Below are 23,098 nucleotides of genomic sequence, written 5' to 3' on the forward strand. Positions count from 1 at the left end.
CGTGATGCCCGGACGCATACGCACAATGGTCAGTGTTCTACTCTACATCTTGATCGAAACGACCAAGAGCCCTATGCATGGCTACGCAACGTACCTAAGCGGTTGCCAAAAGCCTGGGGTGTAGAAGCCTTCGAGGCTTTTCTGCCGAGGGGCTGCAATCCCCCACTTCCGCCTTCATCGCTAATTTCTCTGCGCGTATTTGACTCGGCGGGTTCGATGGAGTGAGTACCGCTAAAAAGTAGGAGCTATCTGATACGCGATTTTCTCAGGATTGGTGAAACTGAGCTGACTTTCATCATGAGCTGGCCGATATGACTATGCCCCCATTAAAAATTCTAGTACTCGAAGATCATGAGTTTCAGCGTGCATTTGTAGTCGCCACATTGCGTCACCTAGGATGCACTGAAATCTACCAGGCCAGCGAGGGTGCACAAGCGATCGCAGTTTTGAAAGAGCATGGGCCAGTTGATATCGCCATTTGTGATTTGCAAATGGAAGGCATGGACGGCATTGAGTTTCTCTACCAAATAGCTAACTCGGGGCTCGTACGCTCCGTTGTGATCAGCAGCACGCTGGCACCGGAGCTTCGGCGCTCAGTACAGAAAATCGTTCCGCTTCTGGGCATAAATTTGTTGGGTGATATCGAAAAGCCTTGCGATAAAAGTGAGATGGCAGGATTACTGGTCAAGTATGCGCGTAGTTGCTACCAAGCACCGTCAGTGAGCCAGTCAGGCATAAAGTTAGAATCTGAGACCGAGGTTCGTCGAGCCTTCGAGGCCAATGAGTTTACTCCATACTTCCAACCTAAGTTTAACCTCGAGACGGGTGAAGTTTTTGGGGCTGAGGTACTGGCACGCTGGCTTCATCCCTCGAGGGGACTGATTGCACCTTCAGCGTTTATTCCTATGCTGGAACGCTGCGATTTAATGGATGAGCTTTTTTTTCGGCAACTGAATCAATGCGCGGTGGTGCAAAGACGAGCTCGCAACCAAGGGCATTTCATTAACTTCTCATTAAATATGCAAAGTGGACTATTATCCCGCAGTGACTTGCATGCCTATATTGGTTCAACCATTGCCCAGCATACCCTCCCCAGTTCAGGGTTTACTTTTGAGTTGACTGAGAGCGATGCGCTAGACATCAACCCATCGACGCTGGGTAATTTGCTCAGGTTGCGGATGCTCGGCTGCAAGCTTTCTATAGATGACTTTGGCTGCGGACACTCATCGTTGCAGCGTTTATGCGAACTTCCGTTTAATGAAATCAAAATCGACGCTCGATTTGTCCAGCAGATGAACACGGAACCCCGTTGTCGCGCAGTTATCAGTAATACGCATGAGCTGGCGGCGTCGCTTGGCATGTCGGTTGTCGTTGAGGGCATCGAAACATCAGCGCAGCGAGTTCAACTCATGGAGCTCGGTTGTACGCTGGGGCAGGGTTATTGGTATGCACGCCCGATGAGTGGCGAAGATTTATTGACATGGCTGGATGTTCGACAGGGCGAACAAGAACATATTGAGTAGACGGCCCCGCCGCCGGCATACGGCAGGGACTACGTTTTTCCTACCACGGTATTTTCGGATAAACGATCCAGTGCGGCTTCAATGATTTCCAGCCGACGCGCCCATTTGTGATCAACCGTTCCTGGGTTTCGTACTGAGTCTTCCAGTTCTTTTGCCCACGTAGCGAGTTCGTTATCGCCGATGGTCAGTGCTGAGCCATGCAGGCGGTGCGCATAATGAAGTGCGCAGACCAGGTCGCCTGTTTCAAACGCATCGCGTAACAGCGCAGCGTCCTCACGACTGGTCTTGATGAACAAATCATGCAAGGACAATGTGTCCTCGGTTGATTGAACGCTCGGTACGGGAAGGTCAGACGCTAATAACCAAACAGCAAACAGTTGCTTGAGGTTCGACAAACCCAAAGGCTTGGACAGATTACCGTCTATGCCGCTCTCAAAACACTTCAGCTGATGTGCCTCATCGGTAGAGGCTGAAATCGCGATGATGGGCATGTGCGCGAGAGACCTGTTGTTTTCTTGCTGACGTATGCGTCGAGCGACCTCATAACCGTCCATATCGGGCAGGTGACAATCAAGCAGTACGATGGCGATATCGTCGCGTGACTCCTGCATGGCGGCCAGGGCTGCCACACCGTCTTCGACGATCAGGGCGCGGTAACCCAGTTCGGTGAGTTGCAATCCAATAGTTCTTTGATTGATCGGGTGATCCTCAACAACGAGCACCTGCTTTTGTGTCGCGGCGGTCGTTGGGGTTTCTTGCTGCTCAAGCGCCGGTGACTCTGTGCAGGCAACTTTATAAATAAAATGAACGTGCAGCCAGCAGCTAACTTGTGTGCCCTTGCCCAGATCGCTCTCCAGGTAGATCCGTCCGCCCATCAGTTCCACCAGTTGCTTGCATATCGACAGGCCCAGCCCGCTACCACCGTAGCGTCGAGTGATCGAGTTGTCTGCCTGGACAAACGCCTGGAATAACCGCCCCTGCTGTGCTTGATCGATACCGATGCCGGTGTCGCTGACCTGGACTTTCAAACGACCGATATCCGGACCTGAAGGGTGAAACTCCAGCGACAGTATTACCTCGCCGTTGTGGGTGAATTTGACCGCGTTGGACAATAGGTTCGAAATGATCTGCCGGATCCTTATCGGGTCAACCAGCAGCAATACCTCTTCCAGTCCGACGATATTCAAGTTCAACGAGGTTTTTCGATTCAGGGCGCCCAGTCGGTGAATGTCGGCAAGTCCTCGCGCTAGCTGAGACAGGTCGGTGGGAATATATTCGATGCTAACCCCTCTGGCTTCAAGCTTGGAGATATCCAGCACGTCGTCAAGCATCTCCAAAAGGTTACGAGCCGATACGTTCGCTAAGGTCGCCAGTTCATGCTGAGAAGGATTGAGTTCAGTGCTTTGTAATAGCTCGATCGATGACAGTACGCCGTTCATGGGTGTGCGAATTTCATGGCTCATCATCGCCAAAAACGCGGTCTTGTCCGCCTCGCTACGCTGCGCAGTGTTCTGGGCGCGTTTGGCGCGGCTGGCCAATAAGATAATTGCAATGATGAATAATAGTATTGCAGCAAGCTCTATTGAATAATAACGAAGAATGGCTCCCCAAGATGGCGCACCATATTTGGTCTTCGCAAGCCAACGATCAAACATTATATCTGATGCCTCAGATGTAATACTGGCCAGTGACTTATTGATTATCGACGCCAATTCAGGAGAGGACGAGTTAATGCCCATGACACTGACAACTGCCATCTCCGATATAACGCCAGCCAAGTGTAAAGTTCCGAGAAATTTGCGCGTTATAATAGGTTGAAGTACTACATCTAATCCGACGACCGCATCAGCGCGCCCATCGGCAAGTGCTTCCAGTGCCTGCTCTGGATCCGTAATCAGTAATAAGTCGATGTCCGGGAAATTTTTAGTTAAATAGCGTTCGTACCCGCCGCCACCTTTGACAGCAACGGTCTTGCCATTGAGCTTTTTCGGGGAAAACATTACGGGGTCCCCGGAGCGGGTCACGATTATGGTTGAGCCAACAAAGTATTCGTCAGAGAGTATGAGGCCGCCGAGATCGGATTTAGTAAATAAATTCCGGTTAATTGCGGTACTCAAGTCAACCTGATTTTTTTTCATAAGGGTCAATGTATCTGACCAACTTTCAGTCTGAATCAACTGAAAGCGTAGCCCGCTGATACTAGATATATAGTCGATGTAGTCACGCGTTAGGCCTTTAAGTTCACCTTCCTCTAAGTACTCCATTGGCCAATAGGGGTCAATTGCATAACGCACCACGGGATGTGCATTAATCCACTGCTGCTCAGCGGCAGTAAATATCGGCGCCTCATGAATATGATTCGCGTAAGCAACTCCCTGTGTAAGTACTGCAATGATAAGCACCACAGCGCGGCGCATATTAGAGGCCGTCCAACTGGTGGCGCATCTTGAATAATTCATTATCACTGCGTAACCCGAGCTTCTTGAAGGCCGATTGCTTCTGAGTACTAATGGTTTTAATACTGCGCGAAAATTTTTCCGCAATCTGGGTCACAGATAAGCCATCCAGGCAGCACCGCAATACTTCGTGCTCGCGAACCGTCAGACTTGAACTATTGGTCAGTATTGACTCGCTGCTGATGTCGCTTTTCAAGGAGGGCACTTTATGGTCGTCCGTTGAAATATCATGGTCATAAAGCAGTTCAGTCATCCCGTCGGAAAGATAAGGTTTTCCGGAGGCAACCTTACGTACGGCTACGGGCAGCTGGCTGGTATCCACTTCCTTACCAATAAAACCATCGGCACCACAGCGCATGACCATCGTTACCGTGGCTGGGTTATGCAAAGCGGAAATCACTAACAAACGTACCGCTGGGAAGCGGATTTTTAAAGCACGGACCAAATTCAGCCCATCGACCTCATCCGGCCCTAGTGAGTAGTCCAGCAGAACAAGATCAACAGGTTGACTGCTCAATGCGAGAATCAGCGACTGGCTAGTGCTAAAGCTTCCCAATATCTGGATGTCGTGGGCCGTACCCAGACACGCTTCAAGCCCATGCAGCATGAATGGGTGGTCATCCAACAGCATAATACGAATCGGATGTTTAGTGGACATTTCCAACCTCATAGCTCGTAAAATATGAAGAAACGGTCACACAATCCCTGTGAAATACTTGAATTTACAGCACCTAGTCCCTACGCATTTCAGCTGACACCGGTTGGCTCAGTGGCTTGGAAGCTTAGACTATAGCTAAATAGGAAGAACACAAACCGGAGCACTCGCCTGCAAGTCTTGGGCTGAGTATGCTCCTACCAACTTGCTGAAACCACGCGGCAATTTGAAAGTCTCGTGGCATTCGGCACTATTTTTCGCGTAGCGGCCCGTGCGCACCGATATACTGCGTTTTCCTCGCCATGCAGCAGTTCGCCAACCTTGGGGGAGCATCGGCTACGTTCGCCGCCGCGCCGTGAACGTGGCGAACCCGCCACGACTCAACGTCGGCAAACAGCTCCAGGCACGATCTGATCCATTTCGGCGAGAAACCGTTCGCGGCGAGTTTGATTAAGTTTGCCAGTGTATTCGACGTCGGAAAGCTCATTTACCTCATGAAGTGCTCGGGTCAGGTGATGGCGCTGTATTTCCGCGCTATTGAGGACTTGTTCAGAGTTTCCCTAAACACCGCGCAAGGGGAAAGTGCTGGGTGTTCGGTGAATCCAGGGCGCTAGATGTCACTGTCAAAAACTACTGTAACATTGCCTGAATAGAGGCTTCCTGCATGGTTAGTCATCTGAGCTACGCTGTCCCGGCTTACCTCGAAGTGCAGCATGGCTCGGCCATTGTCCACATACTGGGAGGGATGAAAAATGCTAGGGTTGCTATTGCTAAGTAGATGACGATTCACTGCCATCCCGCTCAACTCCATGACCCCAGTAGGCAACGTTGCCCGAGTTTCCACTGGAACTAAGTCGCCATCTTCGTTCTGAATGCCGCACGAATTACCTACGGGGTACTGACACTGGAGACTCATTTTAAAGATTGTAGAGGACCAAATCTGGAAGGACTGATTGGCAAATAGCTTTTCGGGGCGTCGTCCGTGCTGTAACCATTGCTGCCAACCACCGGCGGGGATCAAGGTTAAACGATCTGCGCCTGGAGGGAACTGAACATTAAAAATATGAGAAACGCCAAGAGTAAAATCAATATTCAAAAGGGAATCTGTCGGAATCAGAACATCGCCAAAATCAATATCCTGACCAGGACCCAGCGAGTATGAAACACTTCCGAAATACACTCCTGCACCCATATTTAATGGTTCGGGAGCAATGAGTTCATAGGCAAAATTTAATTCAGTAAAACTAAATCTATTTATGTCAACTAATGCTTTTTTGCTACAAACAGCACCTGATACAGTCCGCCACATAAACGTAAGCTGGTATTGATTGCCTAATATGTTGCCAAGAAATGTGCATGGCCCAGCCGGGTACCTCCAATCACCTCCCTCCCACGCCCCGCCGTAAGCACCTTCTGGAGCACGATACCTAGCGCCGAAGGCAACCATACGAAATTTTACAGTTTCTGTATTTCCGCTTGAATTTTGAACTGTTACATCTTTCCAGTCTGAAAATATTTTAAGCATTGCGCCTTGCCTAGGGTCCGCGTGATTGGCTTCAAGATCAAACTCATTTGTTTCTACAGAAAATTGAATGCTAAATAGATTATCACGCTTACACTCCATTGGCAGTCTCGCACAGAATCCAGTGTTTGGCGTGGTGTTTAGGAAACTATTGTTCGCTGGTGACGTCGCATCCGGAACGAATTCGGCTGCAATATCTACGGAGACCGCGAGCGCTTGTGTTGACACTAACGATCCTACTAGCAAAAAGAAGCTTGAAACGATCGAAGGCTTAAAAAATATGGACTTGTAGTTATACATATGCGGAACTCACTATTTAACTTCTATTTTTTTTGAGACACTACCTTCAATTAAATTAAATCGGTAAACTCGCCCCGATTCTTTGACAAAACTAAACACCTTTCCTGGCCGCAAAAGATGCTTTTTAGTCGCCTGGCAATCGCTCTCTTTCTTAGCTGAGCAGTCCTTGAACTCGTCCAGTTCAATCGTGCTGTTTCCGGCATTCTCCACTCGATACTCAGTGGGACCGTCCTGGATTTTTGTATCAAATAGGGTGTTTTTCGGCCGTACAAAAAAGATCGCGCCATAGCCGGTCATGACATTCACGCCGGCGGACATCGATTCTTTATAGGTATCGCGCTCTTCATCGGTGACGTTGAACTGGTCTGCTTTTTCAGGTACGACGGGTAAAAAGCGAACGCGATAATAGCGTTCACGATCACGCTCCCCTATATAGAGTAGGCGTGTGGCTTGCATCCCCTTTGCAGGTACGATCAGTCGGGCAGGGCTGGCCACCAGCCCTTTGCGCTGTGCGACGTTGTTGTCTTGGTTGTCCAGAGGCGCTTCAGTGGCGTTGCCGGCTGCGTCGAAGGTCATTTCATAAATGTTGACTCGCACAAACGCCGTGCTGTCGCCGCCGTTAAACACTCGTTTGAGATACGTGCTTTTGTCACCGTCCATATAATCGTAAACGGTGCCAATACTAATGCTCGGTCCAGCCTGAGCGGCGGTGGCGGATACAGCCAACACCAGAGCGGATAACAATTTTTTCATGGTGGCAGGAGCCTCTGTCAAAAGAACGTCGCTGGTTTGGTAGACATTTCACTTCATGGATACTAGTAGGGTTAGTCCTGGCCTGTAATCGGATTGCTCTTATTTCAAAAAAATAGCAATAGCCGATGCAGTATCGGCTAGGAATGTAGAGCGTCACAGGCAGTCTTTAAGGTGATGCCTTGAAATTTTCTTTTGCTTAACCTTTGGCCAGTTTCCCGGCCGTGCTGCCTTCGATACAACGCAAATCACCCGCCATCAGCACGTCTCCTTCGGTGGACAAGGCTTTTGGGTCCAGAACAAACTGGCACATCACACGCTCATCGCGGACCACTTCCAGGGTCGGCGTGCTGGCACTGAGTTCCATGGAGAAGAAACCGTCCACTTCGGTCACGCCACGGCTGGCATGGTTGATGACATGGTGCCCTTTGAGGGGCAGCCCTTGAGCATCGATCAGACGCCCCAGTACGGTCAAGGTCTTCATTACGCGCACTTTCTGATACGCCACACCGCCTTTATTCAGGTGATAGCGAGCACGTGCGGGCTGAATAGTGGCTGCGGGAGCGTCAGTGCCCTGAAAGTCGAACTGCACAGCGCCTTCCTTATAAGCGCTGATGGGCACCACATTCCTACCTGGGCGGAGTACAGCACCACCGCCACTCAAATCATCGGCGCGCAATTCAATTTCATCCAGGTCCGATTCAACATCAATGATCATGCCTGCTTCGCTGCCAATCTGCTGACCGGACAACACCATCTTGTTACCGCCCACCACTAGGTTGCTGTTCAGGTTCACGCTGCCAGACAGTGCCTGGTTGTAAGACGAACGTTGCATCTGGACATCGCCGGTGACCAGGGCGGTCTCGAACTGTGCCGAGCCGCTGAGGCCGACACCGTAGGTGTCGGTTTGTACGTTACCGTTGATGCTGCGCACCGGTCCGGCTTTGATGTCCTGCTGGTAACCCACACTGGCGTTGCGATCATTTTGCCCGCTGCGTGAGGCACGGGAGCCGACGCTGGCGGTGACGCGCTTGCCTTCGCTGCCCAGCGCCAGGTTAAGGCTCAAATCAACCCCGCGATTACGCTGATTTCCGCTACTGGCAGAACCTGGACGGTCAAACACAGAAAAGGTCCAGTTGGTGTCGTGCCCGAACAGCTTGGCGCGGCGCATCCAGCCGAGATCCAGGCCCACGCCTTCAACTTGCCCCTCGCTATGAGAGAGTCGGGCATTGAAACTGTTTTGCGAGCTTAAACGGTGGTTGACCCCAAGTGAAGAGTTGCTGACATTGCCGTTGTAGGGACTACGCTGACGAACACGAGTGCCATCGATAAGGGTTTCCCAGGTATCGCGGTTATCCAGCCAGCTGCGGTTATGGCTCAGGATAACGCTGCCTGAATCGTAGCTGTGTACGGCCTGCACATCCATGCCGACACCACGGTCCTGGGCTTTATAAACACTGGTGTAGAGACTTGATTTTGCACCGAGGCCAAGGTCCAGCGATGTACCCAACTGATTTTGCCCCTTGACCTGGCGTGCCGACAAACCGACCACCGCACGCGGATGCAGCAAATAGTTGACCGCTGCGCCGACAGTAGCGTCGCCGTCGTCCTGGCTATTCCAGCTGCTTAGCAATTTAGTTTCGCGCCCGAAAAACGCGTTGTAGCGCCAACGTTGATTTGTATTACTCCAATTATTGGGTTTGTACACCAACTCGTCAGTGCGTGAGGTGATGCTGCCGTCCTCAATCAAGCGCACTTCAATGTCGTAGATACCACCGGGTAACGGTCGGGTATCCAAGGCCTGCAAACCAGGAGCCACGGATTGAGTATTGATCAAGGCGCCGTTTCGATAGATTTCTACCGTGGCTTCACGATTGGCGGTGACGTAGATTGGGTACACCGACGGCTTGGCGCCGTCTTTGGCGAGGCTGTCAGAACTCCCCACCATCAGACCCAAAGCCGTGTCGGGGCTGCTGCCGAAAGAGCGTGGCTGACGACTCAAACCAATGGAGTCGGGGGTGAAGTAGCCGATACGCAGAAAGTTGCTTTGCCATTCTTTCTGGGTGTGCAACTCGTAAACTGAGTACTGAATCCCGGCGTCAGCACCACCGTTTTTGTTCAGTTGGCCGTTAAAGGTTTGAGTCCAATTGCCCAAACTGGCAATAGCCTGCAAGCCATAACGACCGGAGAGGTCCTGTGTCTGTCCACCAGATAGATTCAATTGATTACGCAACATTAAACCGGTGCTGCCGTTTTCCGGCTGAGCATGATGTTCCGTGACAGTGATATCGCGCTCGGCATTATTACTTAGCAGCGACAGCTCTGAGTTTTCCAGGCTGTAATGCACGGCCACCAACCCGTCAGCGCATTGACTCTCGCAAGGGCCTAAGGCAATGCCTTTTTGCAACAGAGCTTGCCAGGTTTCACGCTCGGCGGCACTTATATCACTGCCATGAGTATCGCTAAATTCAATTAGGGTTACGCGCTCATCACGGGATAAAACCACCATGGCTTCCCCCAGTACCTGACGATCAAGCAAAATCCGAACGGCCAGCGGTACGTCAAAGAAATGCTCGTGGAATTCTTTCGGTAACCCTTCGGCCTGAGACAGCAGACTGAGATGCGTTGATGGCGTCGCGAATGAAGCGGTAGAGGCCCCAACGCAGAAAGCCAAAGTAATCGCAACAGGCAAACAGGAAAACCGAAACATGGTAGGCCACCGAAATTTTGACGAAGAAAGACTTCCGGCGGACGATGGGGCGTCCGCCAGAAGATCAAGTGGTCATGGGGTTTGAATCAGACAGAGCGCACCTACCGGCACCGAGGCCTTGGTACGCAAAGGAGATGGTGAAGTTATTTATGGTGTTACTACAGCATCAAACATCAGGTGTACGCTAGCAGCGTAGTCGCCAGCGATATAGTCACCAGTTGACGGCTTGACCGGAATGATTTCTAGGCTGACAAGTCTGCCCGGCGACGCCTCCGGGGCTGTGACAACGGTTTGCGCTGTAGTAGTAAGAGCCACGCCATTGAATTTAACAGTAAGCGGAATGGAGTTACTGCCAGCAACCAGCTGTACATCGTTAACAAGTTTAGCGTCGATCGCGCCTAATGTATTCTTAACGTTAAACTGCTTAACCACCGGGGAGAGATCCTTGGTGATGAGGTTGTAACGCATTACTTGTGGAAATCCAATCCAGTCCCCTTCCGGCAGTACATGGAAAGTACTAGTAGGAACAATGGCCTGAAGTTGAATAGTATGAGGTGTCGGGTTAGCAACGGCTTGTACGGAAGCCAATACGGTGGCGAAAGCCATAGAAGCAAGAGTGGTTTTTTTCAAGAAAGTCATTTTAGCGGTATCCACGGAAGTTTAAGTTTAGTCAGTGCCTTAGATCTTCAAACATTCGTGCGTTACGGTTTAACCATTTGGTCGTGCCGTGCAGCGAATGACCACACTGTAGAGGCGGACGCTAAAACGTTAAATCGGATTACTCCTAGATTCATGGACGGGGCTTTGAGTGGTGTTAACGAGCCCCATGAAAGAGAGGACACCGCTTCCCCTTTACGATAAGGAATAGGCAAACGGTTATGTTTATGATTAGCAGCAACGATAAGAGCGGGGAGCTTTTGGGCCAGGAGCTGCGTCGCCGCTGGAGCCCAGAGCAAAAGCTGGCCATGGTTCGCCAGAGTCTCGAGCCAGGGCAAAGCGTTTCGGTGGTGGCTCGGCGCAACGGCATTAATGCCAATCAGCTATTCCTGTGGCGCAGCTTTATCAGGACGGCAGCCTGTGGGCGGTCAGTGCCGGTGAAGCGGTGGTGCCTGCGTCTGAACTAAGTGATGCGCTCAAGCAGATCCGTGAACTGCAACGGATGCTGGGCAAGAAAACGATGGAAGCAGAAACCCTCAAAGAGGCCGCGGAGATCGCCCGGTCGCGAAAATGGATTGCACACTCACCCTTGTTGCCGGGGGGGCGACCAGTAAACTGGTCAGCGAATGTCTCGGTATAGCGCGCTCGCAATTAACGGTTCGAATCTAGCGATCGGCATCGCCCAAAGTACGGCGAAGTATGCCTGTGAACGATGTCGATCTGGTGCTCGAAACTCAGCAACAAGTCAGCGAGTTCCCCGGCTATGGCTATCGTCGTATCTGACGATATCCGTGACTTGATGCTGGAAAGCGTGGAGAAGCGCTTTTGCGATCAACTGCCCGGCACGCCAGTGCAATGGCTAAGCGATAACGGCTCGGCGTACACCGCCGAACAGACACGCCTGCTTGCTCGACAAATCGGTTTGCAGCCGGTGACCGCCCCGTTACGCAGCCCGCAGAGCAACGGCATGGCCGAGAGCTTCGTGAAAACGATCAAGCGTGACTAGGTGGCGCATATGCCCAAGCCGGATCGGGAAACAGCGCTGCGCAACCTGGCAATTGCTTTCGAACATTACAACGAGCAGCATCCGCGCAGCGCTTTGAAATATCGCTCGCCGAGGGAGCTCAGGCGCTTGGCGGCGGCATCCATTTAACAGGGAGTTGGTGTCCAGTTTTGTAGGGGCAAGTCCACGAAAGGCTGCCCCCCTCCCCCCTTTCAGGGAGCGATGCTGTTCGTACATGTCTATGTGGAGGGTGCGAATAGCTGGCCCTATCGCAACCGGTGCTCGTGAAGAGGGGGTGCCTGTCCACATTAATGTTTACTGATATACAGGGCGCAGGTGCACTCCCTCGTCGATTGCGCGTAACTGACGGTCATTGAGAACTGTCGACTAGTTTTATAGCGCCTCTTTGATTAGCTCAGTGTTCAGCCGCAAAATAGCGCGCTCAATGAAGCAGGCCGAAACATTGTAAGAATCATGATCTCTGGGGCAAGCTGCTTGGTCAGAATAAGCGGGCATCATGATGCGATTTTCCCCGTGCGTGTTCCAAGAAGCGCAGAAAAGCTTGGCAATCTACTCAAGGACGTGAGTGATCCGGTGGTGCAAAAGTAGCATTGTCAATGCTTAACGCTTTATGCAACAAGCTCCGAATAGCTAAAGGTGGGAGGGAACTCTGACTGGCAGAAAACAGTCGCAGCCAAGCTGAGAGCAATCTCGGAGGGGCAAGCCAAACGATGTTGAGACGCTTACTGTTCGGGTTGTGCTGGTTCTTTCTTTGACTAAGGATGCATGCGATGTATTGAGCAATTTTCATTCCGGGGAGTTTTAGCCCTTTGGTGGTATTATTACAGGCAAGAGAGATATAGTCGAATAAGCTAATTTCGGCCCATAATAATTCCGACTTGCTTGCTGATATTCGCATAAAAAAATCTAATAAGTCGGCATTGGTGTTGACTATTTTATTATAATAGCAATGTTTTAACTGTATTAATCGGAGGTGAGGCCGATGCGGGTTGCCAGGTTTACTAGGTCGGCGATACAGTGGGCGTTCAGCTTTCGCATAAGATTCAGTCGATGCGTCTCTACAGTTTTTATAGAGATGCTGAGTTTTTCTGCAATATCTCTGTTGCGATTCCCTTCTGCAATCAGTTTTAGTGTTTGGCGCTCACGTGCGGTGAGTGACTGATTCTCCAGAATCGGCTCTTTATTGATGTCAAAAATTTGAGCATGATTTAAGTTTTGATCGAAGCATATTTTTCCGGAAATCGCTATCTCCAGCGTTGACAATAAGGCGCTTTGAGGACTTTTTTTGAGCACATATCCAGAGGCGCCGGCTTTGCGCGCCTCGGTGGCTCGATGCTCATGGGTGTTTGCCGTCAATACAACAAAGATGATTTCCGGCCAGCGCTTTTTAATTTGATGGATTATGTCGATACCATCCATCCCCGGCAGCCCAAGGTCCAGTATGATGATGTCTGGCTGAATGCGTCCGCAGGCGGCGTACACTTGTAGGCCGTCATTGATGCGTTCTTCTGATACTTCGTATTTTGATGTGGATGATAGTAGTTGGGAAACACCGCTGCTTGAAAAAATGTGATCATCTACAATAAGCACTTTGTATTGTTCTTTTGGCATGTTTTATTTGAACGACCTTTTAGTTTTAAGCTTGAGTCGTGAGGATTGCCTTGAACTGCTGCTCAGGGCCTCTAAAATATTTCCAGAGAGCTGGCGAATTACGGCCTTCTATTTTTATTTTAACCTTGGCAGGCTCCAAGCAACTTTCAATCGTGCTCACTCTTAAGATTTAACTGGTTGGCTGGTTTCACAGCGGTGCGTTCCGCTGGAAGATCAACACAATCTCTGATGTCCAGAGACGATAGTTTTAGCTTTGAGTTCTGTAACGCTTAGTGAATCGATGGCGTAGGGCTTAAGCATCAATTACTGGCAACTCATTTTTGATCTCGAAGCAGCAATGAGGAAAGTGAGTCGGCATTGTCAACGCGAGGTGGTTACCTACAGTAGGCAACAGGATGATAGAGAGTTTTTTCAGAAGTGTGTTTACAAGAAAAGAGAAGCTTTCTGAGTCACTGGGTCGGTAGACAGAAAGCAAATGACCTTTCGTATTACAGGCCAGGTGCAGGTGATTGGCGGACGCATGGGGTCTTAGGCGCCTTTGACTGCAGAAGAGTTTGGTGTAAAGCTCAGTAGTTTTGTTTTCATAGGACTTATTAGAAAGGCATTCGAATTTCAATGAAATAAAGGAGTGAATAATTGTATTAGCGCAAAAAGAAAAAGATCCGACGCGGTTAATGCGTGAGGCTTCTATTTTTAAAGTGTGTGCAGTATTGATCTGTGCATCAGAGCTTCGCGTAGAGTCAATAGCTGATTCTGACTTGATGCCTTCGCATGAGGTGTTATGAAAGTCTTTCTGCCCTGTGAGTGTTTTTGGCTTTCCCAGGGCTGGACATAATTTATATAGATTCATTTTTGTCTATTTCTTGTTATTCGTTATGTGACGGAAATATGATTAGTTTTCGGTGCTCTGAATAGTCGAAACTAAAATTTTTCGTAGGTACGCTTGCAATACGAACTCATGACTTATGGCCTTTTAATGTCACAGATTGGGATCATAACGTGATTGATCAGATGTTTAGTCGGTGACGCAGGATGGCAGAGCGAGAAGTTTTAGCGCCTTAGGAATAGTCCTAAAACTCCTGAAATTTGAAGGCGCTAGTGGCCTGAGCGGTTAATCCATTAATTTATTTTTTATCACGCTCAGCTTCGCTTTATGTACCGAGCTAATGATGGCCTCAGCCGTTTTATTCCACTTGAACGGCTTGGCTGAATGCTCATTGTGAGCCTCGATAAATTGGCGGATAGCGACTTTTAGGTCGGCGACGCTGGTGAAGGCACCCCGGTATAGCGCTCGTCTTTCCAGTTGTGCAAACCAGCCTTCCACGGCGTTCAGCCAAGACGCGCTGGTTGGTGTGAAGTGCAATTTGAAACGCGGATGCTTTTCCAGCCACTGCTTGATTGCAGCCGTTTTGTGGGTCGAACTGTTATCTAGAATCACATGCAGATCCAGTCCGGCTGGCGTGCTGCGTTCAATCTGTTGAAGAAAAGCCAGAAACTCCTTGGCTCGATGGCGCTGGGTAATCCGTCCGATTACTTGGCCGGTCAGGATGTCGAAAGCCGCGTACAGACTCGCCGTACCATGGCGCTTGTAATCATGGGTCCGACGCTCAACTTGACCTGGGCGTAGCGGCAGCATCGGTTGGGTGCGATCCAACGCCTGGATCTGGGTTTTCTCGTCAACCGACAACACCAGGGCGTTATCCGGTGGGTTCAGATAGAGCCCGACCACGTCGACTACCTTGTCGGCGAAATGAGGATCGTTGCTGATTTTGAAGGTCTTCAGACGATGGGGTTTGAGGTCGGAAGCGGCCCAGACCTGCCGCACCTGCCACGCGGTAACCCGCGCATACTTGGCCATCAAACGGACGCTCCAGTGAGTGGCTTCCTGGGGTACACGCCGGGTGGTCAGTGTCAGGATTTCGTTGATTTTATCGGGCCCAAGTTTGAGTGGCTGGCCGCTGCGCGGCAGATCGCTCAACCCTTCGATTCCCGCCTCTAGATAACGTTTTCGCCACTTGAATACCGTCGGCGGCGTGACCTGCAACTGCTCGCTGACGGCCTTGGGCGTCAATCCGTCAGCCAGTAGAAGCAGGATGCGCGCTCTCTGGGCGAGGCTCTGTTCCAGCGTACTCATACGCAACCAACCTTGCAAGGCGATGAGATCGGAAGGCATTAAAGCGAAGGGGGAAGTCGGTCGGGCCATGCGTATAACCAATCCATGACATTGGACGCACAGTATATCGTTACCATTAGATAAATGAATTAACCGCTCAGTCCACTAGCGCGTCGTACGACCCACTATTGTTTGATATTTCGCTGCGTTTTTGATACTGAACGGCGGGCGATCATTTGCTCCGGCCCAAGGAGTGATGTCGGTGAAGGGGCTTCTGCCACGGCTATTCGGAATAGTCTGGTAAAAATTACAAGACAAATGAAAGAGACCAAACTAAACCAGCTAGGAGAGCAGACCTCACAAATACACTTCTAAGGTAGCCGCCCCTGCAATTGCACAGCATCACCCGTGTCAAGGCTTGAGGCTGGCGCAATTATGGGCTCAATCGACAGTGCCACTCGGATCTGCTCCAGCGCTTCAGGCACATTCGCTGGTAAAACGAAAACCGTAAAAAATTTCCCGCGGCGCGCTCAGTCCCATTGAGTATCGTGAAAGCCTGGGCTTCGCGGCATAACAGTCCAAGTTTTTGTCCGCAACCCGGTGGGTCAGTTTTAAATCAGCGCCAACAATCATGATTTTTGATTTTCTTCTTAACCAGCCTATTCATCCCCTTAACATTACTGGTTACTCGTGGGCGCGACGTGAATACATTTGGCTTTGGTCTCTACCACTCAGAATCAGTCTCAATTCTCTTACTGTACTTGATTAACATATGTACCTAGAAAATCCGCCAAAAAGTGCCCCTTAGAAGTTTCCCTCTTACATACAGAAGTAGACGCATAGACGTTTTGCGCAGTACCTGCTGTTTGCGTCGCTCTAAAGAAAGCGACTCGCCGCGCGATTCACCGCGCGGCCAGAATGGATCGAGATCGTCCCGAGATCCCTCTCCGCTGCTTAAACAAATTGGTGCGCTAGCAATTCATTGACTTGCAACGTCAGTAGGATGCTTACACAAGCTCTACTTTGTCGACGAAAAGTTGGAATAGGGCAGCCGTCCCTTCCTTTGCCACTCCCTTCTTGACGTCTCCGCCGAGACTCAAACTGAAATCCCCTTTGTCTTCCGACTTAATACCGATATATCCACCAAGCGCGCCCTCACTACGGTCCGCTTTCGGAAAGTAGTTTGTATCACCTTGACTCAACGCAATACCTTGATGATGTGTTCCGTTGGGGCCCACAGCCATGTAATCCGGATGAAACATTACACGCTCTGCACCTGGCTTCAAGGTGATCTTGAGCATTACCCCGTTGTATCTTTTTGCCTGGTCAAAATCACCTAAATGACTCATGATTGGCATGATGACCGGTTCTTTCAACTCCCGCTCTGTCACTTGCTGGTTAACGCTCTCGTTGAACTGCACGGCCTCACTACGGGTCGATTCCGAATTAGGTTTCCAGTCTCGAATGAAGCTCTCCGACTCGGCTCTCTTTGTACTCCAAAGTACAACGTTATCGGCCTCGCTCTTAGGTGCGGTTCGATATAGAACGAGAGGACTATAGTCCGGACCTAGCCCCGAGCCAGCGGCTTCGATTTTCTCGAGTGTCTCTTTCGATATCTCTTGCACCTGAATCAGTCGACGCGGCTCGGGAACTGGCGCTTTCGCAGGAAAGTAACTATCCCAAAATTTCTTATTTTGTTCGTAACCTGTCCGATAATTACCTATCCGATCATTCCAGAATTTCGAAGTCAGGATCTTCTGCGTATCTGCCGGCCATTCGATCGCGGCCATCTTGGGCAAAACCAGTCGTTTGGTATCCTTTCCACCGCCACTTAACACGGCGCTATCTAACTGCCATTTCCCATTTCGGAAGGCGATTAGCGGACCTTTGCCGTCATCCAGTCGCACGTTCCTCCCCGACGAAACGGTAACTTCATAGCTATTCGCGCCCTCTCTCACCCAGTTTTTTCCATCCATCTGGAAGATTTCCCCGGCCACACCAGGGAGCGAATCAAGACGTGAGGCATTTCCGAAGTCCAAGTTTTTATACGCCATTGCGGGGTTCAGACCTCCATCTGGCAGGATGCGCTTATTCCAGGATATGACCGTCTGGATGGCTTCTGTCGCGTCGGCGACTGTCGAGATTGGTTTGCCTAGGGTTAGTGACAATGCTTTAGCGGAGTGACCGATCCCTTTTATCAGCAACCCGAGTGCTGGTAGCGTATCGCCCGCCTCCAATGGTAGTAGCCAGGCTTTTAATAGAGCGCTATCGGTATCGCCACTTTGCATATCTTTAACAATATCTTTTAGACTTTCCCCTATCAGCGCACCTGTTGCGACCCCGCATGCCGCGACGAAAACCCCGGAGCTACCCATACACGCTGCGGCGGAGAAATAATTCACCACTTTTCCAATAATCCCCTTAATCACCTCGTCTCTGCTGGTCGTCGCCGCCCTAACATCTTTGATAAGACCATCTAGCTGAGTGGCAGCCATTTTTGAAAGATCGTTTGTGCCTGGTGCTTGCAAATTTCCGAGCTGCGTAGAAGTAATGCGTAGCGTCGCATTGTCACGAAATAGCTCTTTAATGCGGGTTTCGTCAATACTTCTTGCCCTTGCCTCAATAATATTTTTCAGCGAGGAATCAAACTTCAACATGGATAAGAAATGTGATTCGTTGTACAGACTCTGTCCATAAGGAGCGCCTGGAATGTAAACAAATTTTTCCGTTGATCCGGACAAGCTAATTGTGAGCAGCCCCGGGATATCTACAGATTGTCCGGAGCCGGAACGCAACTCGAAAGTGCCTAGTCTATCTAATGGGAATTGAGGAATCCCACGACCACCCGCGGCACGCTCAATCGCGGCGCTGATGCGCTCTTCCTGTTTTGGTGTAATGTACAGTGCGTCTTTTACCTGTTGAGTCGCATATTTCATATTCAGCGTGGTTGACTCTACCCATGATAGATTGAATTCTGAATTGGGTTGCATGTGGAGGTTCTGCAGATAATCCGCGTACATATCCCCAGCATAGGTTCGGCGGAAATATGCGACGGTGCTACCCAGTACCTCCATGTTCCTGTTTAGTTCATCAATAGTCTGGGAATTGGTTTCGCCCGAGATTAATCCTTCGGGGACACGGGTAAAGCGGACACCTCCTGCGGTCGGGTTGTCGTTGTTCTCCTTGGTAAAAATATCCCAGAAGGATTTGGCCACATTGCCAATCATATGAACAACCCTGCCAGGAATGTGGTTCTGGCTTACAAACGGGTTATCTGAACTGACGGGCTCACTTTGTCCGCGTGTACGATATTGATTATGCACCCATTCTACGGGGCTTCCCCGCACACCATTAATTTCAATCTCAAAATCTTCTATTTTTAAGTTTGCTTCATTGATATCAATTCCTTTTTGAGAGAGTATTTCTTTAAAACCATCCATTACCGTTTTGTTGAGGAAGTTCTCGTAGGCGATGTTGTCTTTAGTGAAAATATCTGCCAGCGCTTTCCCTGCCTCATCAGCCTGCTGCGCTAGCTGCGTGATGTTGCTGGTGACAGCCTGCGTCGGGAACACTTTTGCGGCAAAGGCACTGAATTTTTCTTCAAAATTAGCTCCCTTGATGGGGACCGTCTCGATCCCATTCATCCCTTTAGTGTTGACTCCATTGCTTATTACCGTCAAATACCGTTGTAAATTGACTCGGTCTTTTCCCGGTGTCGCGGAGGTGATGGACGGCAATAGGGAATAGCTTTGACCATTCGCATTCATCGTGTTGTTCTTTAAATCATGAAGTGAAATATACTGCTCCATTGCCGCTTTATTAGGGTGATAGGACCAGGAGCCGTTGCTATCATATAGAACAACTCCACCCTTTAATGGGTTGCTGTGATCGGGCTTCTCCTCAATTACGAGAACGTTGGGAATATTTACCTCAAGATTCCAGTTTGAATCACCAATCACCGCCCCCGAAGCCTTGAATATCAAGGTGCTCATTTTAATCTCGGCGCTGTTATTCTTAGCCTCCTGGATAATCCGCGCTCCGGTCACATACGCATTTTGCTCGCTAATCTTGTTGTTTATCACTGAATCCAGACGCGCCAGTTCAAAGTGCGTTCGCACGACCCTATTGCGTAGTTCGGCAGTACGTGCAGGGTCTACCCCATCATCATCCGGATGCGGCAACTGTTCGAGGGCAGTCTGATACTCCTGGAAAAGCGCCAGCCAGGCCAGTTCCTTATCGTCAGGAATATCAAACTTACCTTGTTGCTCGAGTGCTTTCACTAGGCCGCTATTGAATAGCACTTTATCCTGCGGATCGTCCGGTGGACTCTTGGTAAGCTGGTCAACCACACTCTGGGCGGTCTGACGGTCGGCATCTGTTAGCCTCTCGGTATTAATACTTCCGGTTGCGCTTTGCAGAGCGGCTGCCCTAGGCAGTGCTTCTACATTTTGGCCTGGCGGTACTCTTCCCTGGATATGACTGCCTACGCTTTCGTCGATGCTCCGTTTGCTCCGCTGTGTAATTATGACATTCCATGGTGAGCTGTCCGGCATTACAAAGGGTTCTGAAGTTGAAGCAGTGTCGTCAGGCAAGGCTATATAACTGGATCCGCGTACAAGTGCTGACGCTTCCAGAAAAACGCTGTCGGACTTTAAAATGGCAGCAACCGAATTAAGCAGGGCTGGATTATGCAAGTCTTCTGGATACTTCGCCATCGCCTGCCTTATTGCCTGCTCGGTCGAAATAACCTGTAGCGTGCCTGTCGCGCCAAACTCGACACTGTGTTGATTATTCTGCAAAAGAGTTATTAGTGGCACATATGCCGCGTCGCTCCCGGCCCCGTTCCCTCGATACCAGCTTGCGAGACAGGCGAGCCCCGTCACGGCAGAGGCAATGCCCAGTACGAGCGGGATCTGGCCCGCTAACCGGGAGGTTTTATCGGTGGGAGTTGCCACCTTTGCAGCCTCAATGATGGGCAACATCGTGCTTTGCTCCGAAGCAGGAACGTTATCCCTATCATCCGGGAGGTGCTTAGATGCTCCCAGCAGTTCCATCTCGGTCCCGTTGAGCTCTGGCGCAGGCGCCTCCTGAGTATGGCGCATCTGCCACAGCCCATAGGCGATAGCCGCGATCCCCAACACCTCAAGGCTGATCCCGGCGGCCAGCTTTGGGTTGATGCCAACGCCGGACTGTCCGGTTTCAAGGTTGGTTCTGGAATCTGTCAGCTCCTGGGACGGCGAAGGCGCTGCCGCCGCGCCTGGGAGCAGTCCGAGGGGCTGCTCTACTAGGGTATGACAGAGGGATATGACAGCATCGGCCGTCCAGTTTTCTACCCGCCGCGCGAGACGTTCCCCCAGTTCTTGCAACTTTGGATTATCGCTACCCGCCAGGGCGCTCAGAGACTGTTTTCCCCAAGCCAGCCAGGAGTCGGTCGTCGGCAAGGAGCCGAGCTGCTGCTGTGCTTCCTTTAGCGCCGGGAACAGCGGCAGGACATCGATAAACTTTTCAAGCTGCGGATAGTTTTGCACTACTTGATAATCTTTAAGTATTGCCGCTAATTTTCGTAGTGCGCCCTCCGCTTCATCAGTGTCCTGATTGTTGACTGCTTGGTAGACTTGCCACATTAACAACGCATTGAGATATTGACCATAAACATTCTGCAGGGCTTTGTTCTGGCTTTGGTCGTGGGCAACAAACCATTCCAGTATCCCCGCAAAATCAGTGCGAGCCTGTAATGTTTCAGCATACTGCACGGTGGTTGCGGCCAAAGGATCTGCCACCATCTCTCCTATCAGATAGGGTTTGCCGATATTCCACGCGGAGGTTGCACTTCGTTGCAGCAGACTGCTCACATTTTCGCTCCAGGAGCACTGCCGGGCAAAGCTTTCCAGTTCCCGAACCACGAGAGGCGGCAAAAGGCTAGCGCCGGCATGCTGGAGCGCCCAGCGACCTAAGTCCGGCGCTGCTATCTTGCCAAATTCGCTTATCATGCTTGCCCATGCATCGGGTTTCGACGATAGCATGCCCTCCAGTAGTGCGAGCGACTTGCCGTCGCCGCCTAGCACTGCCTGAAATTTTTGCGCGCCGGCAAGCAGCGGTATCGCGGCTTTCTGTGTTCCCAGCATGTCGACCAACCATAGCCCTTGCTCGCTCAAAGAGCCGTCTAGCGGACAGTGGCGCATCTGATCCGTAAACTGGCACAGGGCAAAAAGTTGGTCGGCCAGCGATTGGCTGCCCAACAACATTTCCAGATGGGGTTGCATCTGCTGGCGTAGGGCAGGATCGGCCAGCGTGGTAACCAGCCAGTCAAGCTGCATCTCAAACCCTTCATTGGCGGGGTAAGGCCGATTTGTGGGGATCTGGGCGAGGGTTTGTCCCAGCCTCAACGTCTGTTCGTTAATGATCTTCGTGACCAGTGGATTGTCGGCCAAAATGCCGAGATAATCTGCCACGCTGGCGGTTTCAGGTAGTGCCTGATAAAGCTGTACCTGCCCCAATGTTTGCCGGATGGAACTCAGGCTTTGGCGAAAAGCAGATAGCGTCGCGTCGTCTGAGACGGATCTTAGCTGTGGTGCGGCCAATAAGCGTTCGGTGAGCGCCATCACTTGCTGAGTTTTCCCTAAAAGGGACGGAGTGTCCTCCAATATTGACATGTCAAGTTCTATTGACTGCCAAGTGTTGCTCACGTCTCTTAGCCACGGAGTTACCGCAGCAAGATAGTCTTTCAACTGTTTATAATTATGGTTTTCCGATGAAAGCATCTGACTATTATTGAGCTTTCGCTCGAAAGCTGCTAATGCGTCCCCTAGTTCTCTCAACTGTCCCTGCCGAGTGTAGTTGCCGTCATAAATGCAGCGTAATTCTGTGACCAAATCCTTGACAGAGCGCAGTTCAGGTAGTGGTATTGCATCTATAAGCAGCTCTGCGATTACCCGTTTGATGATGTTATCGCATATATCGGCCAGCATTCTCTCCGACGCCGATGAGTCTATCGAGAGAGCTTTTTTTGCTGTGCCAGTAACACTAGCAACAATGTGCTGATAATCGACGGGGTGATGCTCTAACTTGTCAGCAATGGTGCGCGCCATCTCGCGTAGGATTTCCGGCGCATCATGACGCAAGCCCTGAGACCAATCGTGATTCGCCACATAATCCAGCGCTGATGCGTCATCGGCATAAAGTTCTGCCGAAATCATTTTGAATAAAGCGGTAGTGGAGGAATCCCAGTCGGTCAAATAACGCAACTTCTCTATTGAAACTTGATGCTCCGACCATTTTTCCGGCGCTGCGGATGGCTTCGAGAAAGTGTCTTTATTGTTGCTTTGCCACTGAGGAGTTGAGTGATGAAGCTTGATCTCCGGCATTAAATTGCCCCTTTATGAGTGAGATTAATATAATAAAATTGAATTATTACATTTAGCTTTAACTTCACATTTTTCATAAAAATCATCAGAGGCAACATCAGGTTAACACCTGATGTTTCCCACCACTCAGCACACTTTCGAATGAAAACTCCCGGTTGGCCAATGCGGTCAACTTGCAGAGCCCTTGATCCAAATCATGACAGCACTTCGTGCCCCCGCTCCACCACTCTCGAGCCCGTCAACAGTGGGTTATAGAGCACTTTTGGAAGCCCTCCCAGTGAAGGCCGGGTGTATTCTGAATTTATGTCTTCAGCAGAGAAGTCGCTCAGGAAAAAGGCAGAATAGATACACAAACGGACATAGGCCTTCAGCTTGCCGCTCTTCTCTAGGAACGGCGGTCTCAAGGACCAAGT

The 23,098-nt window shown here is 50.5% G+C and carries 11 protein-coding genes and 3 pseudogenes; 3 read left to right on the forward strand and 11 right to left on the reverse strand.

Annotated elements, in window-relative coordinates; genetic code table 11:
• The first annotated feature begins 311 nt into the window (after positions 1-311).
• Positions 312-1,523 carry an EAL domain-containing protein gene (locus HYE77_RS32225; RefSeq protein WP_177070573.1) on the forward strand — a complete coding sequence of 404 codons (1,212 nt, stop codon included), beginning with the start codon at positions 312-314 and terminating at the stop codon, positions 1,521-1,523.
• 29 nt (positions 1,524-1,552) lie between these two features.
• On the opposite strand, the gene HYE77_RS32230 is transcribed toward HYE77_RS32225, so the two are convergent.
• The 7 genes and pseudogenes from HYE77_RS32230 to HYE77_RS32255 form a co-directional block, all read right to left on the reverse strand.
• Positions 1,553-3,940 carry an ATP-binding protein gene (locus tag HYE77_RS32230; protein ID WP_177070575.1) on the reverse strand — a complete coding sequence of 796 codons (2,388 nt, stop codon included), beginning with the start codon at positions 3,938-3,940 and terminating at the stop codon, positions 1,553-1,555.
• Position 3,941: 1 nt separating this feature from the next.
• On the reverse strand, positions 3,942-4,637 hold the full coding sequence (locus HYE77_RS32235; RefSeq protein ID WP_177070577.1) for a response regulator transcription factor: 696 nt from the start codon (positions 4,635-4,637) through the stop codon (positions 3,942-3,944).
• A 278-nt stretch (positions 4,638-4,915) separates the two neighbouring features.
• Positions 4,916-5,025 (reverse strand): annotated as a pseudogene (locus HYE77_RS33090) (IS5/IS1182 family transposase); the annotation flags it as partial.
• A gap of 219 nt (positions 5,026-5,244) precedes the next feature.
• Positions 5,245-6,456 carry a hypothetical protein gene (locus tag HYE77_RS32240; protein WP_177070579.1) on the reverse strand — a complete coding sequence of 404 codons (1,212 nt, stop codon included), beginning with the start codon at positions 6,454-6,456 and terminating at the stop codon, positions 5,245-5,247.
• A gap of 12 nt (positions 6,457-6,468) precedes the next feature.
• A complete protein-coding gene (locus HYE77_RS32245) occupies positions 6,469-7,209 on the reverse strand; it encodes a molecular chaperone (RefSeq protein ID WP_177070581.1) in 741 nt (246 codons plus the stop codon).
• A gap of 196 nt (positions 7,210-7,405) precedes the next feature.
• Positions 7,406-9,916, reverse strand: coding sequence for a TcfC E-set like domain-containing protein (locus tag HYE77_RS32250; protein WP_177070583.1), 2,511 nt, complete (start codon positions 9,914-9,916; stop codon positions 7,406-7,408).
• A gap of 147 nt (positions 9,917-10,063) precedes the next feature.
• Positions 10,064-10,555, reverse strand: a complete 492-nt coding sequence (locus HYE77_RS32255) for a CS1 type fimbrial major subunit (RefSeq protein WP_177070585.1) — start codon at positions 10,553-10,555, stop codon at positions 10,064-10,066.
• A gap of 245 nt (positions 10,556-10,800) precedes the next feature.
• Between HYE77_RS32255 and HYE77_RS33095 the strand changes: the two are divergent.
• Both HYE77_RS33095 and HYE77_RS33100 read left to right on the forward strand, forming a co-directional pair.
• Positions 10,801-11,228: pseudogene (locus HYE77_RS33095) on the forward strand (transposase); the annotation flags it as partial.
• A gap of 138 nt (positions 11,229-11,366) precedes the next feature.
• Positions 11,367-11,726: pseudogene (locus tag HYE77_RS33100) on the forward strand (integrase core domain-containing protein); the annotation flags it as partial.
• A gap of 834 nt (positions 11,727-12,560) precedes the next feature.
• On the opposite strand, the gene HYE77_RS32265 reads toward HYE77_RS33100, so the two are convergent.
• From HYE77_RS32265 to HYE77_RS32485, 4 genes are all read right to left on the reverse strand, one after another.
• The gene (locus HYE77_RS32265) at positions 12,561-13,208 is read right to left on the reverse strand and encodes a two component system response regulator (RefSeq protein ID WP_177070587.1); all 648 of its coding nucleotides are present in this window, start codon (positions 13,206-13,208) and stop codon (positions 12,561-12,563) included.
• A 1,111-nt stretch (positions 13,209-14,319) separates the two neighbouring features.
• The gene (locus HYE77_RS32270; RefSeq protein WP_177070589.1) at positions 14,320-15,411 is read right to left on the reverse strand and encodes an IS630 family transposase; all 1,092 of its coding nucleotides are present in this window, start codon (positions 15,409-15,411) and stop codon (positions 14,320-14,322) included.
• 917 nt (positions 15,412-16,328) lie between these two features.
• Positions 16,329-22,685, reverse strand: a complete 6,357-nt coding sequence (locus HYE77_RS32275; RefSeq protein ID WP_177070591.1) for a hypothetical protein — start codon at positions 22,683-22,685, stop codon at positions 16,329-16,331.
• Between the two features lie 194 nt (positions 22,686-22,879).
• A partial coding sequence (locus HYE77_RS32485) for a hypothetical protein (protein ID WP_218174628.1) occupies positions 22,880-23,098 on the reverse strand: 219 nt, incomplete at its 5' end.

Origin of the sequence: Pseudomonas sp. IPO3774 (genome assembly GCF_013386835.1) — a bacterium.
Taxonomy (GTDB): Bacteria; Pseudomonadota; Gammaproteobacteria; order Pseudomonadales; family Pseudomonadaceae; genus Aquipseudomonas.

Excerpts from the sequence above, each read along its gene's own strand:
- HYE77_RS32225 (WP_177070573.1), top strand. The coding sequence starts at position 312 with ATGACTATGCCCCCATTAAAAATTCTAGTACTCGAAGATCATGAGTTT.
- HYE77_RS32230 (WP_177070575.1), bottom strand. The coding sequence starts at position 3,940 with ATGCGCCGCGCTGTGGTGCTTATCATTGCAGTACTTACACAGGGAGTT.
- HYE77_RS32235 (WP_177070577.1), bottom strand. The coding sequence starts at position 4,637 with ATGTCCACTAAACATCCGATTCGTATTATGCTGTTGGATGACCACCCA.
- HYE77_RS32240 (WP_177070579.1), bottom strand. The coding sequence starts at position 6,456 with ATGTATAACTACAAGTCCATATTTTTTAAGCCTTCGATCGTTTCAAGC.
- HYE77_RS32245 (WP_177070581.1), bottom strand. The coding sequence starts at position 7,209 with ATGAAAAAATTGTTATCCGCTCTGGTGTTGGCTGTATCCGCCACCGCC.
- HYE77_RS32250 (WP_177070583.1), bottom strand. The coding sequence starts at position 9,916 with ATGTTTCGGTTTTCCTGTTTGCCTGTTGCGATTACTTTGGCTTTCTGC.
- HYE77_RS32255 (WP_177070585.1), bottom strand. The coding sequence starts at position 10,555 with ATGACTTTCTTGAAAAAAACCACTCTTGCTTCTATGGCTTTCGCCACC.
- HYE77_RS32265 (WP_177070587.1), bottom strand. The coding sequence starts at position 13,208 with ATGCCAAAAGAACAATACAAAGTGCTTATTGTAGATGATCACATTTTT.
- HYE77_RS32270 (WP_177070589.1), bottom strand. The coding sequence starts at position 15,411 with ATGGCCCGACCGACTTCCCCCTTCGCTTTAATGCCTTCCGATCTCATC.
- HYE77_RS32275 (WP_177070591.1), bottom strand. The coding sequence starts at position 22,685 with ATGCCGGAGATCAAGCTTCATCACTCAACTCCTCAGTGGCAAAGCAAC.